The sequence below is a fragment of the Flavilitoribacter nigricans DSM 23189 = NBRC 102662 genome, assembly GCF_002646595.1.
GTDB classification, from domain to species: Bacteria; Bacteroidota; Bacteroidia; order Chitinophagales; family Saprospiraceae; genus Flavilitoribacter; species Flavilitoribacter nigricans.
In genome coordinates, this window is the sequence record NZ_PDUD01000011.1 from 167,244 (window position 1) to 186,709 (window position 19,466).

Sequence of the window (19,466 nt, forward strand, 5' to 3'; positions counted from 1 at the left end):
ATCATAAAAACTTAGCGTCTCAGCACCTTCGCGGTGAATCCTTTGTTACTTATTGCGCTAAACACACACTTGCCAACGGCAAATCCAACACTGATTTAGGGTAAATTATGTCAGCACCGCCACGGCGGTGAATTCAGACCTTAATCCACCTTTTCGAAAAAGGCCTCCGTGTATTCCAGACCACTCAGTTTCCCCGCTTCGTCATAAACGAACTTGATCACTTCGCCACGGTAGGGGATCAGTTCCACCCGGGCGGTTTCTTCCTGGGTGAAGGGCGTTGCTTCGCAGTGCAGATTACCCAGACTTGCCTTGAGCGTTTTAGCTTTCCCGTCAATCTTTAAAGTGCCGTAAAGGTCATTTTGGTAAACGCCGCTGTAAAATGTAAATGGATTAGCCAATTGCCAGCTTCTTTCCTTGCGCTTCTCGAGTCCGGCTTTGAAATCCGCCCGTCTTTTTTCCAGGGATCCGGCCAGCTCCGTGATCTTTTCCCGGTAAGCCGGTACAATGCTTTCTCCTTTCTCCAGGAAATCGTAGGCGAAATTGGCGAATATGTTCATCAACTGGTAGCCGGATGCCGCATCGTTGATGAAAACCGCCACTCCGGTATTGGTTTCCGGAATAAAGGAAATGTGGGTCAATGCGCCGGGAAAACCACCGTAATGCCAGACCACGGCCTTATCCTCATAAGTACCCCGGTGCCAACCCAGACCGTAACCTTCGGAAGGGAAGGGTTCCCGGTCTTCTTCGTTGCTGACCAGGGCCTGCTGACTGTGTTTGATCATACTTTCGGGAAAAACCTGCTTCCCGTCCAGCTGGCCGGCACTCAATTGCATGATCAGCCACCGGCCGAGATCCGATGCATTGGTGATCAGACCTCCGGCGGACTGCATAGTATTGTCCTCTTTGCGCAAATAGACCCGCTGGGCTTCGTCCGGACTCATCGCCACGTAGGGGGCGGCCAGCGGCCACTGGTGTTTGTCCGCCCTGGACATATAGGCTGTCGTCCGGTCCATACCCAGGGGATCGAATACTTTTTCTTCGAGCACTGCCTGCCAGGGGCGACCCGTTACTTTTTCCACGACCAGGGTGTAAATATTGTAGCCGATGTTGGTATAGCGGAAGTTGCCGTACCCTTCCCGGTTCGGTTCACTTACCCGCAGCAGATCGATCAGCTTTTCCAGATCGTGTTCTCCGGAATAGGCTACCCGGAAGCCGATCGGATCGTTGGCCAGCCCCGAGCTGTGGGTCAGCAGGTCCTTAAGCCGGATCTTATCCATCGGCAGATCGGGGTGGAAGTCGATTTCGGGGAAATGGTCGGCGAGTTTGTCATCGAGACTTAGGATGCCTTCGTGGTCCAGTTGGGCCGCCATCAGTCCGGTAAAGGCCTTGGTACAGGAGGCGATGTAGAAATTGGTTTCGTGGGTAAAGGGAAGCTGATCTTCCACGTCGGCGTAGCCAAATCCTTTTTGATAACGGATCGCTCCGTCCTGAACGACGACTACGGATGCTCCGGGAACCCCTTTGAGCAGGGCCATGGATTCGGCGTAAAATTGATCAGCGTTGGTCACAAAAGTATCTTTTTCCAGATGGTCGGGTTTAACCAGGCGGGCTGCCGACAAAAGCAGCGTAACCAATACTAAACCCCAAAGTTTTGAACGGTGCATAGTTTTTTTGAGCGCAAGATAGAGGCATTCGGCACCGGAGTCTTGAACAAATGAAACCTCCGCCCCGCTAAAGTTAATCCCATGCGAATAAAAAAAAGCCCCGCCGTAGGACGTTCCTCATACTACCGGATATTTTGTCAAAATGGGCAGAGCGGGAGACCAGAAGATTCAGAGAAAGAGAGAGAAGCAATGCGCTCCCACCTTCTCCCGATCTCTGGATCACCCGGTCTTTCTCATTTTGTCCAGTAGTATGGGCGTTTCTACGGCAGGGCCGGATACTTAATGTCTACCAATATGTTTTGGCAGTAAGCAGCGACTAATAGTTCGTTTCCTGGCTGCGACCTGTATTCTAGGCGCGAGGTACCACTACGATCTTTTCGGTAACAAATTGATCACCCTGGCGAATTTGCAGGTAATAGCTACCCGGAGCAATATCGGTCAGATCGATCTGTTGGTTGTAGTAGCCGTCAAACTGGTTCATGTTTTCCCGGTAAACGGCCCGGCCTCTGGCGTCGATCAGCCTTACCGTGGTGGGTACCGCTTCGGCCTGGAATTGAACATTCAGCGTACCGAAGGCCGGGTTGGGATAGGCTTTCCACTGTTCCACCTTCAGGGAATTATCAATGATAATATCCTGCGGCGCTTCGATCTCTTCCTCTACCTCTTCTTCGGGATTTTCCGGACTGGGTTCTTCTTTCGCACAGGTCTTAAAACGGGCATCGATGTCGATCGTTACTCCTTCGCGCAGTACGGTCAGGGTAAAGAAGTCATCGGGCTGATGTTTGTTACGTTCGTGGAGCAATTCATTGAAGGTATTGACGAAAACATCGTCCATGGCGAGGATCGCATCTCCGCTTTTCACGCCGGATTCTTTTGCCGGCGTATCATCGATAATGTTGCTGACCTGTACGCCGCGGCCGTCGGGACCGTTACCGCTCAGGGAAACGCCGATGAAGACGGCACAGGGATCGCGGTCGCGGGACCAGCTGGTGTTGCGGTTTTCCGTGCGTTTTTTCAGGCTTACCTGGGTTTGCCGGGCCTGTCCGTCGCGCAGGTATTCCACATTTACTTCATCGCCGCCTTCGTATTTGGAAAGCTCGGCTTTCAGGTCGGTCAGGCTGTTGATCGCATTGTTGTTGATCTTGGTGATCACATCTCCGGACCGGATACCGGCGCTCACGGCCCCACCTTCAGCGGAAATATCGTCTACCCGCACACCCTGGCCTTCGTTATCTTCCGGATAGATACCGATCAACGGCCGGTCGGCGCGGATGTTGGGTTTGGCTTTCAGCGTTACGTTCGCCTGCCGGGCCTGTCCGTTTCGCTGGTAAGTAACGGCGATCTGCTGGCCACCCTGGTATTTGGAAAGTTCCACCTGCAGGTCGCGTACATTGCGCAATTCCTGGCCGTTGATCGCGGTGATCACATCTCCGGCTTCCAGGCCGGCCGCCGCCGCGCCACCACCGCCGACAGTACTGCTGATCTCCACGCCCTGATCCGAATGACCGGTGTAAATACCGATCAGGGGGCGATCGGCGCGAACATCACTGTGGTGCATCTGCTCCATCATCGCGTGATGTTTCATCTCCTTGATCTCTTTTATTTTTTTGAGTTCGCGGATCTCGACTTGTTGTTTTTCCTGGGCAAAGAGGCCGTTCGTTCCGAGTAGGCATAGGAATAGCAGCCCCAAACAGAGTCGGGTAAAAATTTTCATAGAATCCTGATTTTGTGTGAAAAAATGTTCTGAGGATACAATGCTAAAGACCACTACTTTTAGCTGATGTTGCACGAAGCAACAAAAATTTTAATTCGAGTGCGTCGTCGGTAACTCACGATTGCTGTATCCTGAACACTAATTTCCGGAAGCTGCCCGGGCTCATTCCTATACTGGATTTGAACAGCCGGGTAAAATGGCTTTGGTCGGCAAACCCATTGTCCAGCGCTACGTGGACCAGGGGTTTTTGCTGGGTCAAATGATCGAGCGCCCGGCGCAGGCGAAAGTGGGACTGGTACTGTTTGGGATTACAATGAAAATACCGGCGGAAGATGCGGGCCAGGTAGACCGGATGCACATCGGAAGCTGCGGCCAGTTGGCGGATCTGGATCGTTTCATCGTATTGGTCTTCGAGCTGTTCGGCCACCCGTTGCAACCAGGAAGGCGGATCTTTATGCGGACTTTGTTCTTCGGACAAGCCGGCCACCAGCTGGATCAGGGCGGTTTCCAACTGGGATTCGTTTTTCAGATCGACAAGTTCCTGCAGAAAATCACTGGCTGCACTGATGGTTGGCCGGCCGTGGAACCAGGCATACTGGTTCAGGAAATGTTCCGCCAGATAATCTGGCCAGCCATTCGGGGCAATAATGGAAATGATCCGGGCACCGCCGGGACCAAATTGATTGGCGTGCAATGCATCGGCCGGTTTAATGACCACACTCATCGGACTGGCCCAGGCTTCCTGGGTTTGGAGGCGCTCCTGCAGTTGTCCCCGCAGCAAAATACTGATCCGGGGGATCCGGTCTTTGTGAAAGTCAGTGCGTTCTCCAGGATCGTATTCGTAATCCAACAGTCGCAGTTGTGAAAAGCGACGATAGGACCTTAAACCGGCGGGCGGAGTATGTTTTTTCATGTCGGGTCTTTTGCAATGTACAGGGAGCTGGAGGCGTAATTGGCCATTGGGTTTACTCTATCTTTTATACAAGGACGCGGGCCAAACAAAAAAGTCTATTATAAAAGAAAAAATCCCAACCTTTTTCGGCAGAAGACCGGTCTTTTTAGAAAAAATACCATGAAAAAAATTAGCCTGATAGTCGCCCTGTTGATGGTAGTCCTGGCTTTAGGCCTGGGAAGCTGCAAAAAAGATAAGATGGTGCTGATCCGGATCGAGAACGGGACCGGCCACGATATGACCGCCATTACGGTGGGCGGCCCGGAGGATACTCACGAGTACGAAGACCTGAAAGAAGGGGACAAGTCGGACTACAAGGTTTACCAGAAGGCGTACCGTTACGCTTATCTCTCCTTCAAGATCGGTGACTCGGATTTCGTAGTCCAGCCGATTGATTACGTAGGAGAAAGTTTGCTGGAACCCGGCAAGTACACCTACCTGGTTACGATAAGTGATCTGGATACGCCCTGGGCGAATATTGATCTGAAGTAATGAATCACGGTCCTTTTACCGGCGGGCGTGGATCGCTTCGGTAAGTCCTTCGCCGATCAGGTTGAATGACAACACCGTGATGAAGATGAAAAAGCCCGGGAAGATGGCCAGCCACCAGGCGTAGGGGGCAAAACGGGCCGCAAACAGCATGGTCCCCCAGGTGACCTGGTCGGGTGGCATGCCGATACCGATGAAGGAAAGGGACGCTTCGGTCAGGATGGCTCCGGCGATACCGAACGCGATCGTGACCAATACCGGAGTAAGACCGTTGGGAATGGCGTGGCGGAACAGGATCCGGCGATTGGAATATCCCAAAGCCCGGGTGGCCTCCATGTAATCCAGAGCGCGAATACGCAACATCTCGGCCCGCATGAAACGGGCAATGCTGGTCCACCCGAGGAGACCGATGATCGCCATGACGTAAAAGATATTCGGACGGGAGATTAGCGCCAATATGGCCAGCAATAGCAACAGCGTTGGTATGGACCGTTTGATCTCAATGGCACGCATTACCAGCAGGTCCACCGGTACGCGAAGTTTTTTGCCCGCCACGGACCACCGCTCCAGTAGCCAGGCCAGACCGTTGAACAGCACCAGGATCGCACCGAAGATGCCCAGACTGATCAGCAGGTCGACAAACAGATGTTCACTTTCCTGCAGGGCATAGGTCCGAACGGTGAATCCGTAAAATATCCCGAGTACCACCCCGAGCACATTCAGCATCACTCTCGCCCGGGACCAGCGTAGCCGGTCATCGCCGAAATATCCGGCGATCGCTCCCAGACTGATACCGATCAGTGCCGCTATGCCCATCGCGATGATCCCTACGAGCATGGCCGTACGCGTACCGTTGACGAGGCCGGCAGCAACATCCCGGCCCAGGTTATCGGTGCCCAGCCAGTGGCGATAACGCCAGGAGCTGACCTCCTGTTCTTCCAGCGGACCTTTATAATTGCGGTTGTCGGGATCCTGGGTATCGAAGGAGTAGGGGATGAGCGGGAGCAGTACGGCTTCGTACTCCTTTTTTACATCGAGCCAGGACCGCGTCAGAAAACGCGGATAAGGTTTGGCAAGGTCGAGATCTACCAGGAATTCCCGGAAAACGGGAAAATAGGTGGTGCCTTCCACTTTGCAGTAGATGGGGCGCTCATTGGCGATGAAGTCACCGAAAATGGCAATAAATCCGAGGACGTATAAGGTGCGCAACGCCCATACTGCCGGACGGTTTTTCCGGAATCGCTGTTTGACCAGGGCCCAATACCGCTGATCGCCGGAAGTTTGTTCCAGTTCTTCAGCTAATTGGTCGGTATGTTTCTTTCCGAATATCATCTGGTGATCTGCACCTTATTTTTTTTGTTTACCAAATTTCACCCGGGGATCCACGACTGCGTAGAGAACATCGGCGATCAGGATCCCGAGGATCGTAACCACCGCGGCCATCATTAAAATGGCGTAGACCACCTGCCAGTCTTTGGAGTTGATGGAATTAATGAGTAACAGCCCCATTCCGGGTATATTAAAGATCCGTTCGATGACCACCGAACCGGCGATCAGCAGGGGGAAAACCGATGCAAATAGGGTGATCAGCGGGAAGAGCGCATTCCGGAAGGCATGCTTCCAGATGATCTTGTTTTCGGGAAGCCCCTTGGCCCGAGCGGTCCGGATATAATCGGAACTGATCACTTCCAGTACGCTGGCCCGCATCTGCCGACTGATGAACGCCAGAGCGCCGTAGGCCAGGCTAAATACGGGCAGCACAATGTGCCAGGCCGTATCCCAGAAGCGATCCCAGAAGGAAGCCATTGACCCCATATTACCCAAGCCGGTTGCCGGGAACCAGTCCATACCGTAGGTTGGATTGGTCAAAAAGATCACCAGCATGGTGGCTACCCAGAAACTGGGCAGGGAGTACAACAGAAATAATACCATCGTAGTGATCCGGTCAAAGCGGGAATCCCGGTAAAATGCCGCGTACACGCCAATGGGGATCGAAAGCAGATAGGCGATCAGGATCGCCAGTCCGTTGATGATCAGCGTCCACTGTAGGTGGTCCGTGATCTTATCGAATATAGGACGTCCGTCCTTGCAGGAGCGCCCCAGGTCGCCGGAAACGAAATTGCCCAACCAGTCGTGGTATTGATTATCAAAACCGTACCAGTGAAAACCGGGAAGATACAGCAAGTGCGGAGTGGCCGTCGCCTTAATGTTATCGTAGCGCTGAACGAGTTCCTGCACGGAAGGGCCGATATTACGGTTGACCCGAGCGTCCTGAGCGGTATAGTACTGAAGAGTGTCCAGTAGGCTGGTAATGGCCCGATCGTTGTGCCGCAGGTGCAGCTGACCGGGAAGATTCCGGATCCGGATCAATGCATCCGAATTCAGGGAATCCGGCAGTTGACTGATCTCCTGGTGGGTTTTTATCAATTGCCGCGAATAGGCCTGGATCTGGGGCCAGTTGCCGTACTGGGCGATCAGGTTTTCCAGATTTTTTCGCTGCCCCCGGATCAGTATGCGGTAGAGCGTATCGGGATAGGCGGCCGGACCGAGCCGAAAATAAAAGGCGGGTTTGTCCCACCCAAGTTTTTTCGCTTCCCGGGAATAGGCCCGTTCGTACTGGGCCGGACTCATGGCGAATTGCCCGTCAATATTGTCCGGAAGGTAGCACTGGATCGGATCGCCGGGGGTGCAGCGACTCAGGCCAAAGGCCAAAAGGCTGATCACCAGTAAGGTGGGTAAGAACAGGAACAGCCTTTTGATCAGATACCGCAGCATAAATCAGTTTTACAATCTACTTCAGCTTTACCAGGTTTGGTAAAAATCCCGGTGCTATCGGGATCAACGGCGTTTCAAAACGTTTATGGATGGCGATCCGGGCCCGGGGGGCAAAAAGGAAGATTTCCGGTTGTTCCTCGTAAATGATCCCCTGCAGTTCGCGATACAGATCATAGCGTTCACGCTCGTCGAATGTAGTGAGTATACGGTCGATCAGCGCATCGGTTTCAGCATTTCCGAAACCGGTGCGATTATCGCCCTGAGAGTGGTAATTCTGCCGGGGGTTCCACACGGTAGGAGAGGGGAAGGTGCGCCCCATGGGAACGATCTCAAAATCTCCGCTGCGATGGCGACCCATGATCTCGTTCCAGTCGCCGGGTTCGATCTCCAGGCCGATACCTGCTGCCTGCATTTGTTCTTTAAGCAATAGGCCGAGTTGCTGGGTAGATTCTCGTCCGGCCGGTATTTCGAAGCTCAGTTCCATTTCGGTAAGGGTGCCGTTGATCGTTTTATCGACGGTACCGTTGCCGTTGGTGTCTTCCCAGCCGGCTTCCGTCAGTAGATTTTTGGCTTGTTCCGGATCATAATCCAGCAGGGCCAGTTTCTTGTTGGCGAATGCAACGGAGGGCGGTACCGGCCCGTTAATCCGGTCGCCGAAACCCTGATAGAGGTCTCTGATCACTTCTTCTACATCGATGGACAGAGCGATGGCCCGTCGTACCCGCTTATCCGCCAGTTTGGGAGAGCGGGTATTCAGGCTGAGAAACGAACGGACCAGTTGCGGGAAGGATTCCATGTTGTAACAGGCCTGGACCAGACTGTCGTTTTCCAGGCGGACAAAACTTTCCACATCCAGTTCGGGCACCATATCTATCTCTTCACCCTGTACAACGGCTACGGCCGTAGCACCGTCGGCCACCAGCTGAAAAGAGATGCGGTCGGGATAGGCGTCCAGAGCCGGGTAATCGTCTACCAGATCTTCCCCCCACCAGTTGTCTTTTTTTACCAGATTCACGCGTTGGCCCGTTTCCCAGCTTTCCAGCCGATAAGGACCACCGCCGATCACCCCATCTGCTTCCCGCGAAAGCCGCTGGTCCGAGAACTGCGCCGCAAAATCTTCCAGAGCAGTGGTATGGGCTTTCAATTGCGCCTCATCGGCGAAGGCTTCCAGTGGGATATCGCGGAGCAAACCATTGGGATCGTAATGATATTCCGGCATGATCATCAGTACATTACTGACGAACTCTTCCCCAAGTTGATCCTGATCACGGGTGGTGACCGTAAAGTGTTTGGGATTGTCCGGATCAATATCTATGGAGGAAATGATGCCGATATAGGGCCGATAACGATCGGCATTCAAGCCCGGATGTAAAGAGGTCTTCACGGTAAATACATAATCGTGCGCCGTAATCGGACTGCCGTCATCCCAACTGGCTTCTTCGAGGATATCAAAGGTAAAACGCATACCGCCGGATTCGGTCGTTTCTACTGCCGGCCGCTGCTTTATCAGCATAGGCGCCAGTTCCAGATTCTCCGGGTCCAGGGTTTCCAACGTTAGAAAAATGAGCTGATTGATCTGGTTGGCGTAACCGGAGGAGGTCAGCAACGGATTGAGACGGTCGGGCTCCACCTGCTGGCGGATGATCAGTTCATTACCGGTACGCTGGCAGGAATCATCAGCTACAGTCGAGTCATTATTACAGGAAACCAGCGCAAGTAAAAGGCCGAAAGTCAGCAACAACCGGCCGTACGGGGTATCGGATCTCATATAGAAAGGGCTGTTAAATTGGATTGCAAAAGGTTTAAGTCGATACGGGATAAGTTAGTCTTTTTTTAGCTGAAAATCATTAACAAAGAAACCGGGGCGCAGCGGGGTAGCTTCGCCGTCGAATTTTTTGTGGATAACGATACGCTCCTGCGGGGCAAAAAGGAAGATACCGGGCTGAGCATCAAAAATGATCTCCTGGAGTCTCCGCATCATTTGATTGCGCAGATCGGGGTCCAGGGTGGAGCGGATCTCTGCGATCAACTCATCGGTTTCGGCATTGCCGAATCCCATGCGGTTACTGCCTCCGGGAGCAGCATTTTCCGTATGCCAGAGCTGTTTGGGATCATCGGGGATGGGTTCCAGGGCCCAGGCACCGGCGAATACCTCGAAATCGAGGCGGCGGAAATCATCCCGCACTGCGCCGAATTCCTTGGCGTCGATCACCAGTTCCACACCGATATTCTTCAGGGCTTCCTGGTAGAACAGGGCCATATCCCGTCCGAACTGACTGCTGGTAGAGGTCAGAAAACTCAGGCTCAGTTCCGTCAGTTGTCCGTCGATGACTTTGTCGACGGTACCATTGCCGTTGGTATCTTCCCAACCGGCTTCGGCCAGTAATTCCTTGGAAGTGTCGAAGTTGAAATCGATCAGCGGCAGATCGCTGTGGTAGTAGGGCTGGGAGGGGTGGAACGGAGCCACGATCCTCTCGGCCAGACCGCCAAATAGATTCTCGATCACATTATCCACATCCAAAGCGTGGGCCAGGGCCTTACGTACTTTGGGATCCGCCAGTTTCGGGAGGCGGGTATTGAAACCGATGTAATAGATCTGAAAGGCCAGGGGCGTGAACAGATTGAACCGGTTGGTGAAGGAAGTATCTTCCTGTAAACGGACGAAAGAACGGCTGTCCACCTGGGCGGCTACCTCTACTTCCTCGGCCTGCAGGGCATTCACCGCGGTCGTCTGATCGGTGATGATCTTAAAGATCAGTTCTGTTGGATAAGCCGTGATGGTCAGATTTTTGTCCTTGGCGTCGTCGGCCCACCAGTCCTGCTTACGCTCCAGGCGAATGAACTGACCGGATTCCCACTCCGCCAGCCGGTAAGGACCGGAACCGTTGATCAGTGCCGGATCGTGACTCCGCTCGGTGGAGGTAAATGATGCGGCGAAATCCGACAGAGCGGAATTAGATCCCAGCAATTCGGTGGCTTTGGCTTCGTCGGACATGTCCGAAAGCGGAATATCCTTCAACACTCCGGCTTCGTCGTATATGTGGGCCGGCATTACCGCTATCCCTCCCAAGGCAGCTTCGCCCAGCATGTAGGTCTGGTTGGAATAGATCGTAAACTTTTTGGGGTTGTCCGGATCGATCTCTATATGTTTAAAAGCATCAAAATAGGAACGAATGGCCGGAGGGGTGATCTCCGGATGGAATAATGCTTTGAGGCTAAACGCTACGTCCTCTGCGGTGACCGGCTGGCCGTCGTCCCAACGGGCTTCGGGGCGGATCTCAAAAGTATAGGCAACACCGCCGACGTAGGGGCCTTCGGTATTCTCACTCACTTCGGCCCGGCTGGTTGCTAATTGGGGCACCATTTGCAGGGTTTCCGGGTCAAATTGCAGCAGATATTGGAAAAGCTGTTCGTTGACTACGCGGCTGTACGCCTGGAAGGTGATCAGTGGATTTAACTTGTCCGGTTCGGCGGGGATCCGGGCGGTCACACTGAACGGCTGATCGTCGGGAACACTGGTTTCATCTTTACAGGCCGTAAAGATCAGGATAGTTAGAAGCGCTATGAAAAATGACCTTAGAGGGGATTGGATCATGGTGTTCATGGTTTTACGATAAAGGCACTAAATTAATAGTTTTCCCGACTAAAGTATAATTCCGCTGGGCCGAATTTTGAATAGATGCAGGGCCCTTCTCAGATCAGGAAATATAGGCATACTTCCTGCAGGACTTCCTCCACCCCGAAAACCAGACTGGATAAGCCGGCCTTTTTGATAGCGGCTGCGAAGGAGAAGCGAAAAGTCCAGGCGGCACGGGCGATCCGCAGCAGTCCCTCACCCTGGAAAACATTTTGAAAGAAATCTTCCTCGGTAGGCAACATATAGATGATCAGGACGGGCAGCAACAAGCGCAACGCAAATCCCGCCGGAGTGGTCAGGCGTGATAGATTTACCGTCGAATAAAAGGATTTGCTGAACATTTGCGCTTGAATTTTAATCTTTTTACTAATAGATTAGTCAAACGCTGTGCCATTATTTTAATTGACTGTTATTCAGTTAATTACAAAAGCGGGTGGTGAAGGTAGTGTCTCATTTCCTGTGCGAACGCGAACGAAAAGTGTTCGATATCGAACACCTGGAAGCGCGGCCCGGCGGGGAAATGTGAAGAAGTGTTAAGAAGAAGAAATTGCGAAAAATTGCGGGAGCTGACCAAACGATCAGGAGCTGTATCCCACCGGATTGGCAGCGGCCTGGCCGGGATGATATTCCCGGAAAAACCAACTATCGATCAGATAAGTGGAATACAGCTCCTGTGTGATTTTGCAATGCGGTTTCCAATAGAGCCGCTGGATAGATGTGGGTCCGGCTGGTAATTATTCTTCGGAAACGACCCCGCGGATGTTCCAGTTGATCCGGTCACCGGTGCGGTTAGCGAAGGTCTCCCACTGTCCAACGGTAGGCTGGAACAGCCAGTCTCCTTCACCGGTATAGTTTTGCCCGGCATCGCAGCCCAGTGATTGTTGCAGGCCGGCGTGGGTGACGCCAATGGTGATCCAGAGGTCTTCTTCCGCAATATCCACCGGGGTGCTTAGCGTATGTTCACTCCAGCGCAGGGTACGGATCTCATCGGTAATATCGGCTGAGTAGAGTAGGGTGCCGGGGAAGTTCGGCGCATTTTCACCGTAGATACGGATCTCCGCCGCTTGGGGCTTCAAACCCATAAAATACTGAACGCTGATCAGTTGACGACCGGCGAACGGCCCCGTCATATCGGGGGTGAAGCGGGCTCCCAGCTCGTGGTATCCGGCGGACAGTTCCGGACCGGTAACATTATCTCCGTCGTAGTTCAGGATGTTATCGATCTCATCTTTTTTACAACCGGCGGCCAGGATCAGCAGCCCGGCCAGACATAAGTAGAAAAGTTGTTTCATTGGTAGTTGATTGAAATTTAGGATCGAAAATAGGGAAAAAGGCCGTGCGCCGGGGTTAAAGCCGGATTAAAGCGTGTTAAAAGATTGCTAAAACCAGGTAACCATCACCGGTCCGACCAAATACACTTCCTGAGTACAATAATCAAACCCTAAATGTTCATGCTATGAAAACGTTGATCATCCTTTATGCGCTGAGTATTTCGCTTTCCTTTAATGCCTTTGACCCGGTAGACTCCCCATCCGCTCAGGATCTCTCCGAAACTACGGCGATTCCCTCCGATACTGCCGAATACATTCCCTTTTTTCTCTTTGCGGATCAATTGCCAAAGTACCCCGGTGGTGAAAAAGAAATGGTGCGCTTCATCCAGGAAAGCATCGAGTATCCGGAATTGGCCTACAGCCATGGTCACGAAGGTACGGTGGTGGTAGAGTTCGTGGTGGAAAATGACGGCCGGATCACCCAGATGAAAATCCTGAGAAGTGTCGGATTAGGCTGTGATGAAGCAGCTTTGGCCGTGTTCCGGAAAATGCCGCGTTGGCAGCCGGCTTTACAGGGCGGTCGCAACATTGCCGTTCGCTACGTTACCCCGGTAAAATTCAGCTTGTTTTGAATAGACCTGATGCACAGTGGTTTTGGTGCTGAGGTGCTTTTGATAGCCAGGATGCCTAAACCCATGTTACGTCAGTGTAGCTGTTCTTCCGCGTGGTTCCGTCTCCCAAAGGCGGAACCACGCGGGCTTTTGATCCGCTGGATAAATATCCAAGCCCCGTATGCGTCGGAACTGTTGGGACAAGCCACCATTCGGAAAAATCACTTTTCAGCCCTCCAGATCTTACCCTTCCTTTTTTGAAAACTCCTCCAAATTAAGATCAATTCTCATTTCTGTATTGTAATTGGCTGACAGTCAAATATATTAGTTGATCTGGGTTTAATTGGTTACTTTAAGAGCTATAAGCACCATCCTGGAGTCTCCAGGTAGGTTGCACAACCTTCGGGCCCCACCTTTGGATCACTTGATAATCTTGCCTGTCGATGAAAAAATTATGCTTGCTGCTGACCGCTACGCTATTCTTGCTGACCGCAAAAGCCCAGGAAGAAGCGGTATTGGTCGTGAACGAGATCTATTGCCTCGGTACGCGGGCCTGTACCCCGCACACCAGTGTCGCTTTTGAACTGCCGCCGAATACTACCCGGTGGTTCTACACCCTGAGCACGACCCAAAAGTTGAAAAAAGCCAAACGCATCAGGAAGAATCCCCAACTGCTCGCTATGGTCTCCGCGCCAGGCGTAGAGAGAGAAAAAATGGATGAATACGAGGAGCCGGTTTTCGGTGGGGATGCAAATTGCTCCGTTTACTTGCTGAAACACTACACGGATCAGGAAAACTTCGGTAAGCCCGGAGGGGTCTACTTTTACTATCCGGAATATTCTCAAAAAGAAACCCCCTCACTGGGGATGGTGATCGATGAGTCCGTCATTTGCCACGGTAAGCAGTATATCGGACTGGAGAACCCGAATGCCTATACGGACCTCGTGAATATCTACGCCGTGCTGACGGTGGTAGCAATTACCCAGAAGAAGGAAAAGCAGAATGATCAATAAACAGATTCGCTACTGATCCGTAAAACCAAACGCAGTCTTCATTTTCTGATAGATCGCCGTGTTTTCGTAAATCCCACTGAAAAGACTGGAACCCGGGCCGTAGGCAAACACCGGGATGAGGGTGCCCGTATGGTAATCGGTGGTAAAACCGGGTTTGATCTTTTCCATCGTCGATCCCGGGTTGATCGCAAAGCCCCCAGTCTCGTGATCGGCGGTTACAATGATGAGTGTTTCCCCGTCTTCTTTGGCGAAATCCAGTACGGCTCCGATCGTCTCGTCAAAATCGATCATCTCACTGATAATGTAATTGGAGCTGTTGGCGTGGCCGCCCCAGTCGATCTGAGCGCCTTCGATCATCAGGAAAAACCCTTTGTCCGGACTCCGGTTATCGAGGAAATAAGTAGCGGCCATTGCGGCCGGCCGGAGGAAATCCCGGCCTTTACTCTGCGGTTTGGGATCGGTGCGATCCGTCAGATAAGCCAGATTTTTGCTGTAATCCATCACCAGTTCGGTAACGCCCTCCTCGGAATAGTCCGAAACGTAATAGCCTTTTTGTTTCAATTCCTCCAGCAGGTTCCGTCCGTCCTTGCGTTCGGTAAAGTATTTCTTGCCGCCTCCGATAAAAAGATCGATCTCCGTTTCCAGGAATGATTTGGCAATGTCTTCCATGTTGTTGCGGGAACTCGTATGGGCGATGAAGGCGGCCGGCGTAGCGTGTACGATGGTGGAAGTAGCCAGCAGACCGGTAGCCAGCCCCTGTTCCTCGGCTTCTTCCAAAATGGTTCTGGCCGCGCTGGTATCCGGGCTCACCCCGATTGCGCCGTTATAGGTTTTTACTCCGGAGGCAAAAGCGGTAGCGCCCGCCGCGGAATCGGTGATCAGGTTGCTGGAGGAGTAGGGTTTGTGGAGACCTACTATGGGGAATTCTTCCAGGTACAGCCGGTTACCGTTGCTGTACATACCCGCTGTGATCTGGGTGATACCCATCCCGTCCCCGATCATGAGGATTATATTTTTCGGATGCTTCTCCAGTTTGACCTCCGAGGTGGCGGGAGCCGGTTCGGCAACGGCTGCTGTATTCAGGGCGGGTTGCCGTGATGTACAGGACCACACCAGGAATACCAGTAAAAAAGACAATAGCCTATGGATCATGCCAAGCATTTTAGATGAGGGTGTAGCGTTTACCGGGAAGGGTTTTAATCATGCCTTTAAATTCGAGGTTTAGCAACAGGCCGGCCAGGGTACTGCCTTTCAATTGGGACGCGAATGTTAAATGGTCAATGTCAATACCCTCGTGCTCCTGTAGCAAATTTACAATTAATTTTTCTTCCTCCGTCAATTCTACAAATAACTGTGTTTGTTTGGGCTGCGACTGATCCGGTTCTTCCCAGCGCATCACGTAGGCAATATCGGCGGCCTGTTCGATGAGGGCGGCGCGGTGACTTTTGATCAACAGATTACAACCCTGCACGTTGTGGTCCCGGGCCCGTCCGGGAAAAGCAAAAACGTCGCGATGGTAATCATTGGCCATATAGGCGGTGATCATAGAGCCTCCCTTGCGGGCGGTTTCTACCACGACCAGGGCGTCGCACAAGCCGGCTACGATCCGGTTACGCATGGGAAAATGTTCGCGTTCCGGGGCGGTACCGCTGGTAAATTCCGTAAGCAATCCGCCCTCCATGCTCATTTTTTCGGCAATTTGCCGGTGTTGGGCCGGATAGATCCGTCCCAGGCCGTGCCCCAGAACGCCGATGGTTGGTATACCCACCTCCAGACACTGCCGGTGGGCACAGATATCGATCCCGTAGGCCAGGCCGCTGATGATCTGTACGCCGTATCCCCGGAGTTCTTCCACCAATTGCTCACAGGATCTGATACCCTGCGGACTGGGTTGACGGGTACCCACGATCGCAACCGTACGGGGATGGTTCAGATCGGCATTACCCCGGTAGTACAACAATATGGGCGCATCGCTTAGGTGCTTCAGTCGGGTGGGAAATGCAGGATCCAGATAAAAAAGCGGTCGGATGTCGAATTGCTCAACAAAGCGACATTCCCGCTCTGCAGCCAGCAGGGCTTCTTTGTTCAGTACCCCGGCGGCGGTTTGGACCCCAATGCCGGGGATTTGCAGTAATTCCTTGCGGCGGGCTTCGAAAACGGCCTGCGGGCTGCCGCAGTAGGCCACCAGTTGGCGGGCCAGTACCGGACCGACATTGGGGATCTGGGTCAGCCCGATCTTGTACAGTAGATCACTCATCAGAAAAGTTCGCGTTTGCTATGTCCAACCGGGACATAGTTAGAGTTTGAAAATGAAAAAGACCGGGAAATGATGATGTTAAAATCTACGATGAAATGGAGTACTACAAAAACAACTTCGATGGGTAGGATTAAGCCGCTGATCGGTCCCGAATACGGGAACTAAGTTAGTTTTATTTCAGAAAAATAGCAATCTTTGTTAAAAAAAACGGCTCTGTTATGGCAAAGGAATCTTCATTGCTTCCCAAGATGGAGGTGCTTATCATCATTATATTTTTTATCGGGATCGTCATCTGGGCGTTCGATAAATGCGGTGATACGAAGCGGTCTTACAGTGAACAGGCCAATTCTGATACCGATGTGGTTGAGGATCTGATCAACCGCAATGTCGATGCGGTAGAACTCCCTCCGGAAGATTCCCTGGGCGATCTGCTGCCTCCCGCTGCTACTCCTTCGCCGGCGAGACCGGCAAGTCCGGCGGGCACGGGCTATGCTCCACTTTACGTGACCATCGACGGTCTTAATCTGCGGGATGAGCCCAAACTCAGCGGCAAAGTCTTGACCAGCCTGAAACTTTTCGAAGAAGTCGCCTTTATGGGCGAAGTGACGGATTCCACCGAGCAGATCAACCTCGGACGGATCACCCCGGACGAACCCTGGATCAAAGTGCGCGGGCGCGGGCACGTCGGCTGGGTCTACGGTGCGGGAGTGGAGTATTATAAAAAGAAACTGGAGGGCGCGTATTAGATTAGAGTATTCAGCAATGGTTATAGGAGCGTACTTTCGGAATACGGTGATGCCCGATGCAGCCAGACATCACCGTATTCGGAGATTAATCGATCTCGTAAAGCCGCCACTTCTCGATCACCTCGATTAACTGATCGGCCAGATCATCACTTTTCGTGTATTCTTTTTTCTCCATGGCTTTGGCCCAGCCTTTGTAATCTTTGGAGTCCAGCCGGCGCAGATCAGCAAAGGTACCGGTGGTCAGGAAAAAGCTGTGGTCCCGGAAACTGGTCCAGGCATTTTCGTATACCCGGTAACAATCGCCATCCTTCTCCCATTTTTCCCCGATCCAGTCGTCTGTACACGCGAGGCCAAAATGATTGTTGGTCCGGCTGGAAGATTCATTTTTACCGGCCTGACTGTGAAGCAGCGCATTGGCCAGAATGATGGATGCGGGAATACCGAATTTTTTCTGTTCGGATCGGGCCACACGACCGAAGCGCTCGATATAGGCCACGACCGTTTCGGAGTCGATCCGGTACAGCTCGTCTTTCAACTGTTCGTTGGAACCACCGAGGATAGAGGAAAAGTCAAAGCGGTCCAATACACCCTGTTCCGGCGGCGGGGTCATACTTTGTTGTTTGGCCTGTTCGGTGAAGGTCTCCCGTTTGGGCGGCGGCTCCTGCTGTACCGGTTGACGGGACGGCGGCATGGTAGTTTCCGTAGGAGCCGGAGCGTTCAGATTGATCGTAAAACTGAAGTCTTTTTTGAAGATTAAAAACAACAAAAAAGCAACCAGTGAGATCTTGAACCAGTGCATTTTTACAAATCGGGCCAGGTGAGAAGTAGTATCTTTTCCGCTCATAACACAATGTTTTTCAAACAAAAATAGTGATATGAACAAAAATAAAACTTTTTGTATCTAAATAAAACTTTTTGTGTCCGGATTTAAAAATTTTCACCAAATCCTACCTACAGGCCCGCCGCCGTGGGAATTTTGGTCCCGAATTTCAAACAAAAATGTTGGATTTGGGCGGCTGATGGGAACCGCCCCTTAGGTAAGATTACGATAATACTGCAGCAAAAACTGACTATTTACCGATAAATTTCATCCGGTAATCGGCCTTCACCTTACCCTTCCGGATATTTTCCAGTTTTCTTTTGATCAGCCGCTTTTTGATCGGCTTCAGATGCTCAGTGAAAAGGATACCGTCAATGTGGTCGTATTCATGCTGGATGACCCGGGCATTGATACCGGTGAATACCTCTTCGTGTTCTTCGAAATTTTCGTCCTGATAACGGATGCGCAACTGGGGCAGACGTTCCACATCACCGCGCACGTCCGGAATGCTGAGGCAGCCTTCCTCGTAAGCCCAGGGCTCACCAACTTCTTCGATCTTCTGCGCGTTGATCAGTACTTTTTTAATCCCCATTTCCTTTTGTCCTTCTTCCATTATCTGTACCGTATCCACCAGGAACAGGCGGATCGGCAGACCGATCTGTGGGGCCGCCAGGCCAACGCCGGAGGCTTTGTACATAGTTTCCCACATATTCTCGATCAATTGCTCCAGTTCGGGATAATCTTTGCTGATGGGTTCTGCTTCTTTCTTCAATACCGGATAACCGTATCCGTAGATAGGTAAGATCATTACCAAAGTCTTTTACTTTCCAAATAATCACTTAATATCAGGGCCGCACTCACTTTGTCTACCAGGCTTTTGTCCCGGCGTTTTTTCTTTCTGGTACCACTCTGCAGGATCACTTTTTTAGCATCTTCCGACGTAAAACTCTCATCGTGTAATTCTACGGTGATCTCCGGATAGGTCTTGCGAAGTTTGCGAACCAGCCCCACTACGAGGTGGTGGATCTGGGTCGGATTGCCGTCCGCATGCAGCGGTTCACCAACAACGATCGCCTCCACACTTTCGTCCGTTAGATACGCTCCGAGAAAATCCAGCAGGGTCGCGGTCGACACTGTTTCCAGCGGACTAGCGATCAACTTCAGCGGATCCGTAACAGCGATCCCCGTTCGTTTGGTACCATAATCAATAGCGAGTACTCTTGCCACGCCGCAAAGATAGACTTTATACCGGAAATAAGGTGGTGAATTGAATTCGGACAGGCGCAAAAAAATGTTGCCGGTCATAAATCATTATGCCGGCAACTATCCTCCGCAGTCGTTGAAAACTAAACGTATTCAAAAGAATGCGTTTTCGTCTTCAAACTGTCCACAATTTAAAAGGTGCTTTTGGAAGTACCCAATCAAAGGTGATCAAGGGAGCAGAAAAGGTGATTAATGGAGCTTTCTTCATGTGTTTTTAGTTGGGAATGGCCGGATTCATTGAGAATTGTTCAAAA

18 protein-coding genes are annotated in these 19,466 nt (G+C 51.9%); 4 read left to right on the forward strand and 14 right to left on the reverse strand.

Annotated elements, in window-relative coordinates:
• Positions 1-140 precede the first annotated feature (140 nt).
• The 3 genes from CRP01_RS07980 to CRP01_RS07990 all read right to left on the reverse strand — a co-directional run bounded on the left by CRP01_RS07980 (position 141) and on the right by CRP01_RS07990 (position 4,291).
• Complete coding sequence (locus tag CRP01_RS07980; RefSeq protein ID WP_099149494.1) at positions 141-1,664, reverse strand: serine hydrolase domain-containing protein; 1,524 nt, start codon at positions 1,662-1,664, stop codon at positions 141-143.
• A gap of 349 nt (positions 1,665-2,013) precedes the next feature.
• On the reverse strand, positions 2,014-3,378 hold the full coding sequence (locus CRP01_RS07985; RefSeq protein WP_099149495.1) for a PDZ domain-containing protein: 1,365 nt from the start codon (positions 3,376-3,378) through the stop codon (positions 2,014-2,016).
• 115 nt (positions 3,379-3,493) lie between these two features.
• Positions 3,494-4,291 carry a helix-turn-helix domain-containing protein gene (locus CRP01_RS07990; protein ID WP_099149496.1) on the reverse strand — a complete coding sequence of 266 codons (798 nt, stop codon included), beginning with the start codon at positions 4,289-4,291 and terminating at the stop codon, positions 3,494-3,496.
• A 159-nt stretch (positions 4,292-4,450) separates the two neighbouring features.
• Between CRP01_RS07990 and CRP01_RS07995 the strand changes: the two genes are divergently transcribed.
• Positions 4,451-4,822 carry a hypothetical protein gene (locus CRP01_RS07995; protein WP_099149497.1) on the forward strand — a complete coding sequence of 124 codons (372 nt, stop codon included), beginning with the start codon at positions 4,451-4,453 and terminating at the stop codon, positions 4,820-4,822.
• Positions 4,823-4,837: 15 nt separating this feature from the next.
• On the opposite strand, the gene CRP01_RS08000 is transcribed toward CRP01_RS07995, so the two are convergent.
• From CRP01_RS08000 to CRP01_RS08025, 6 genes are all read right to left on the reverse strand, one after another.
• Positions 4,838-6,151 carry an ABC transporter permease gene (locus CRP01_RS08000; protein WP_099149498.1) on the reverse strand — a complete coding sequence of 438 codons (1,314 nt, stop codon included), beginning with the start codon at positions 6,149-6,151 and terminating at the stop codon, positions 4,838-4,840.
• Between the two features lie 15 nt (positions 6,152-6,166).
• Complete coding sequence (locus CRP01_RS08005; protein ID WP_099149499.1) at positions 6,167-7,594, reverse strand: ABC transporter permease; 1,428 nt, start codon at positions 7,592-7,594, stop codon at positions 6,167-6,169.
• 16 nt (positions 7,595-7,610) lie between these two features.
• Complete coding sequence (locus CRP01_RS08010) at positions 7,611-9,362, reverse strand: ABC transporter substrate-binding protein (RefSeq protein WP_099149500.1); 1,752 nt, start codon at positions 9,360-9,362, stop codon at positions 7,611-7,613.
• Between the two features lie 54 nt (positions 9,363-9,416).
• Entirely contained in the window at positions 9,417-11,198 is a 1,782-nt protein-coding gene (locus tag CRP01_RS08015) for an ABC transporter substrate-binding protein (RefSeq protein WP_099149501.1), read from the reverse strand.
• 89 nt (positions 11,199-11,287) lie between these two features.
• Positions 11,288-11,572, reverse strand: a complete 285-nt coding sequence (locus CRP01_RS08020; RefSeq protein WP_099149502.1) for a hypothetical protein — start codon at positions 11,570-11,572, stop codon at positions 11,288-11,290.
• 393 nt (positions 11,573-11,965) lie between these two features.
• The gene (locus CRP01_RS08025) at positions 11,966-12,523 is read right to left on the reverse strand and encodes a hypothetical protein (RefSeq protein ID WP_099149503.1); all 558 of its coding nucleotides are present in this window, start codon (positions 12,521-12,523) and stop codon (positions 11,966-11,968) included.
• 164 nt (positions 12,524-12,687) lie between these two features.
• On the opposite strand from CRP01_RS08025, the gene CRP01_RS08030 reads away from it, so the two are divergent.
• Entirely contained in the window at positions 12,688-13,134 is a 447-nt protein-coding gene (locus tag CRP01_RS08030) for an energy transducer TonB (RefSeq protein ID WP_099149504.1), read from the forward strand.
• 422 nt (positions 13,135-13,556) lie between these two features.
• Positions 13,557-14,126, forward strand: a complete 570-nt coding sequence (locus CRP01_RS08035) for a hypothetical protein (RefSeq protein ID WP_143473313.1) — start codon at positions 13,557-13,559, stop codon at positions 14,124-14,126.
• A gap of 9 nt (positions 14,127-14,135) precedes the next feature.
• Here CRP01_RS08035 and CRP01_RS08040 read toward each other — a convergent pair whose 3' ends face one another.
• A complete protein-coding gene (locus CRP01_RS08040; RefSeq protein ID WP_233752652.1) occupies positions 14,136-15,278 on the reverse strand; it encodes an alkaline phosphatase in 1,143 nt (380 codons plus the stop codon).
• A 10-nt stretch (positions 15,279-15,288) separates the two neighbouring features.
• The gene (dprA, locus tag CRP01_RS08045) at positions 15,289-16,383 is read right to left on the reverse strand and encodes a DNA-processing protein DprA (RefSeq protein WP_099149506.1); all 1,095 of its coding nucleotides are present in this window, start codon (positions 16,381-16,383) and stop codon (positions 15,289-15,291) included.
• A 218-nt stretch (positions 16,384-16,601) separates the two neighbouring features.
• On the opposite strand from dprA, the gene CRP01_RS08050 reads away from it, so the two are divergent.
• Complete coding sequence (locus CRP01_RS08050) at positions 16,602-17,129, forward strand: SH3 domain-containing protein (protein ID WP_099149507.1); 528 nt, start codon at positions 16,602-16,604, stop codon at positions 17,127-17,129.
• An 85-nt stretch (positions 17,130-17,214) separates the two neighbouring features.
• Here CRP01_RS08050 and CRP01_RS08055 read toward each other — a convergent pair whose 3' ends face one another.
• From CRP01_RS08055 to ruvX, 3 genes are all read right to left on the reverse strand, one after another.
• Positions 17,215-17,973 carry a glucosaminidase domain-containing protein gene (locus tag CRP01_RS08055; RefSeq protein ID WP_099149508.1) on the reverse strand — a complete coding sequence of 253 codons (759 nt, stop codon included), beginning with the start codon at positions 17,971-17,973 and terminating at the stop codon, positions 17,215-17,217.
• A 226-nt stretch (positions 17,974-18,199) separates the two neighbouring features.
• On the reverse strand, positions 18,200-18,757 hold the full coding sequence (gene def / locus CRP01_RS08060) for a peptide deformylase (RefSeq protein ID WP_099149509.1): 558 nt from the start codon (positions 18,755-18,757) through the stop codon (positions 18,200-18,202).
• Entirely contained in the window at positions 18,757-19,176 is a 420-nt protein-coding gene (gene ruvX, locus CRP01_RS08065) for a Holliday junction resolvase RuvX (protein WP_233752653.1), read from the reverse strand. The genes def and ruvX overlap by 1 nt, the downstream gene beginning before the upstream one ends.
• Between the last annotated feature and the right edge of the window lie 290 nt (positions 19,177-19,466).

What these genes read in the sequence shown, in the direction of transcription:
- CRP01_RS08005 (WP_099149499.1), bottom strand. Translation starts at nt 7,594, where the DNA reads ATGCTGCGGTATCTGATCAAAAGGCTGTTCCTGTTCTTACCCACCTTA.
- CRP01_RS07985 (WP_099149495.1), bottom strand. Translation starts at nt 3,378, where the DNA reads ATGAAAATTTTTACCCGACTCTGTTTGGGGCTGCTATTCCTATGCCTA.
- CRP01_RS07990 (WP_099149496.1), bottom strand. Translation starts at nt 4,291, where the DNA reads ATGAAAAAACATACTCCGCCCGCCGGTTTAAGGTCCTATCGTCGCTTT.
- def (WP_099149509.1), bottom strand. Translation starts at nt 18,757, where the DNA reads ATGATCTTACCTATCTACGGATACGGTTATCCGGTATTGAAGAAAGAA.
- CRP01_RS08040 (WP_233752652.1), bottom strand. Translation starts at nt 15,278, where the DNA reads ATGATCCATAGGCTATTGTCTTTTTTACTGGTATTCCTGGTGTGGTCC.
- CRP01_RS08020 (WP_099149502.1), bottom strand. Translation starts at nt 11,572, where the DNA reads ATGTTCAGCAAATCCTTTTATTCGACGGTAAATCTATCACGCCTGACC.
- CRP01_RS08025 (WP_099149503.1), bottom strand. Translation starts at nt 12,523, where the DNA reads ATGAAACAACTTTTCTACTTATGTCTGGCCGGGCTGCTGATCCTGGCC.
- CRP01_RS08000 (WP_099149498.1), bottom strand. Translation starts at nt 6,151, where the DNA reads ATGATATTCGGAAAGAAACATACCGACCAATTAGCTGAAGAACTGGAA.
- CRP01_RS07995 (WP_099149497.1), top strand. Translation starts at nt 4,451, where the DNA reads ATGAAAAAAATTAGCCTGATAGTCGCCCTGTTGATGGTAGTCCTGGCT.
- CRP01_RS08055 (WP_099149508.1), bottom strand. Translation starts at nt 17,973, where the DNA reads ATGAGCGGAAAAGATACTACTTCTCACCTGGCCCGATTTGTAAAAATG.
- CRP01_RS08030 (WP_099149504.1), top strand. Translation starts at nt 12,688, where the DNA reads ATGAAAACGTTGATCATCCTTTATGCGCTGAGTATTTCGCTTTCCTTT.
- dprA (WP_099149506.1), bottom strand. Translation starts at nt 16,383, where the DNA reads ATGAGTGATCTACTGTACAAGATCGGGCTGACCCAGATCCCCAATGTC.
- CRP01_RS08015 (WP_099149501.1), bottom strand. Translation starts at nt 11,198, where the DNA reads ATGAACACCATGATCCAATCCCCTCTAAGGTCATTTTTCATAGCGCTT.
- CRP01_RS08035 (WP_143473313.1), top strand. Translation starts at nt 13,557, where the DNA reads ATGAAAAAATTATGCTTGCTGCTGACCGCTACGCTATTCTTGCTGACC.
- CRP01_RS07980 (WP_099149494.1), bottom strand. Translation starts at nt 1,664, where the DNA reads ATGCACCGTTCAAAACTTTGGGGTTTAGTATTGGTTACGCTGCTTTTG.
- CRP01_RS08010 (WP_099149500.1), bottom strand. Translation starts at nt 9,362, where the DNA reads ATGAGATCCGATACCCCGTACGGCCGGTTGTTGCTGACTTTCGGCCTT.
- CRP01_RS08050 (WP_099149507.1), top strand. Translation starts at nt 16,602, where the DNA reads ATGGCAAAGGAATCTTCATTGCTTCCCAAGATGGAGGTGCTTATCATC.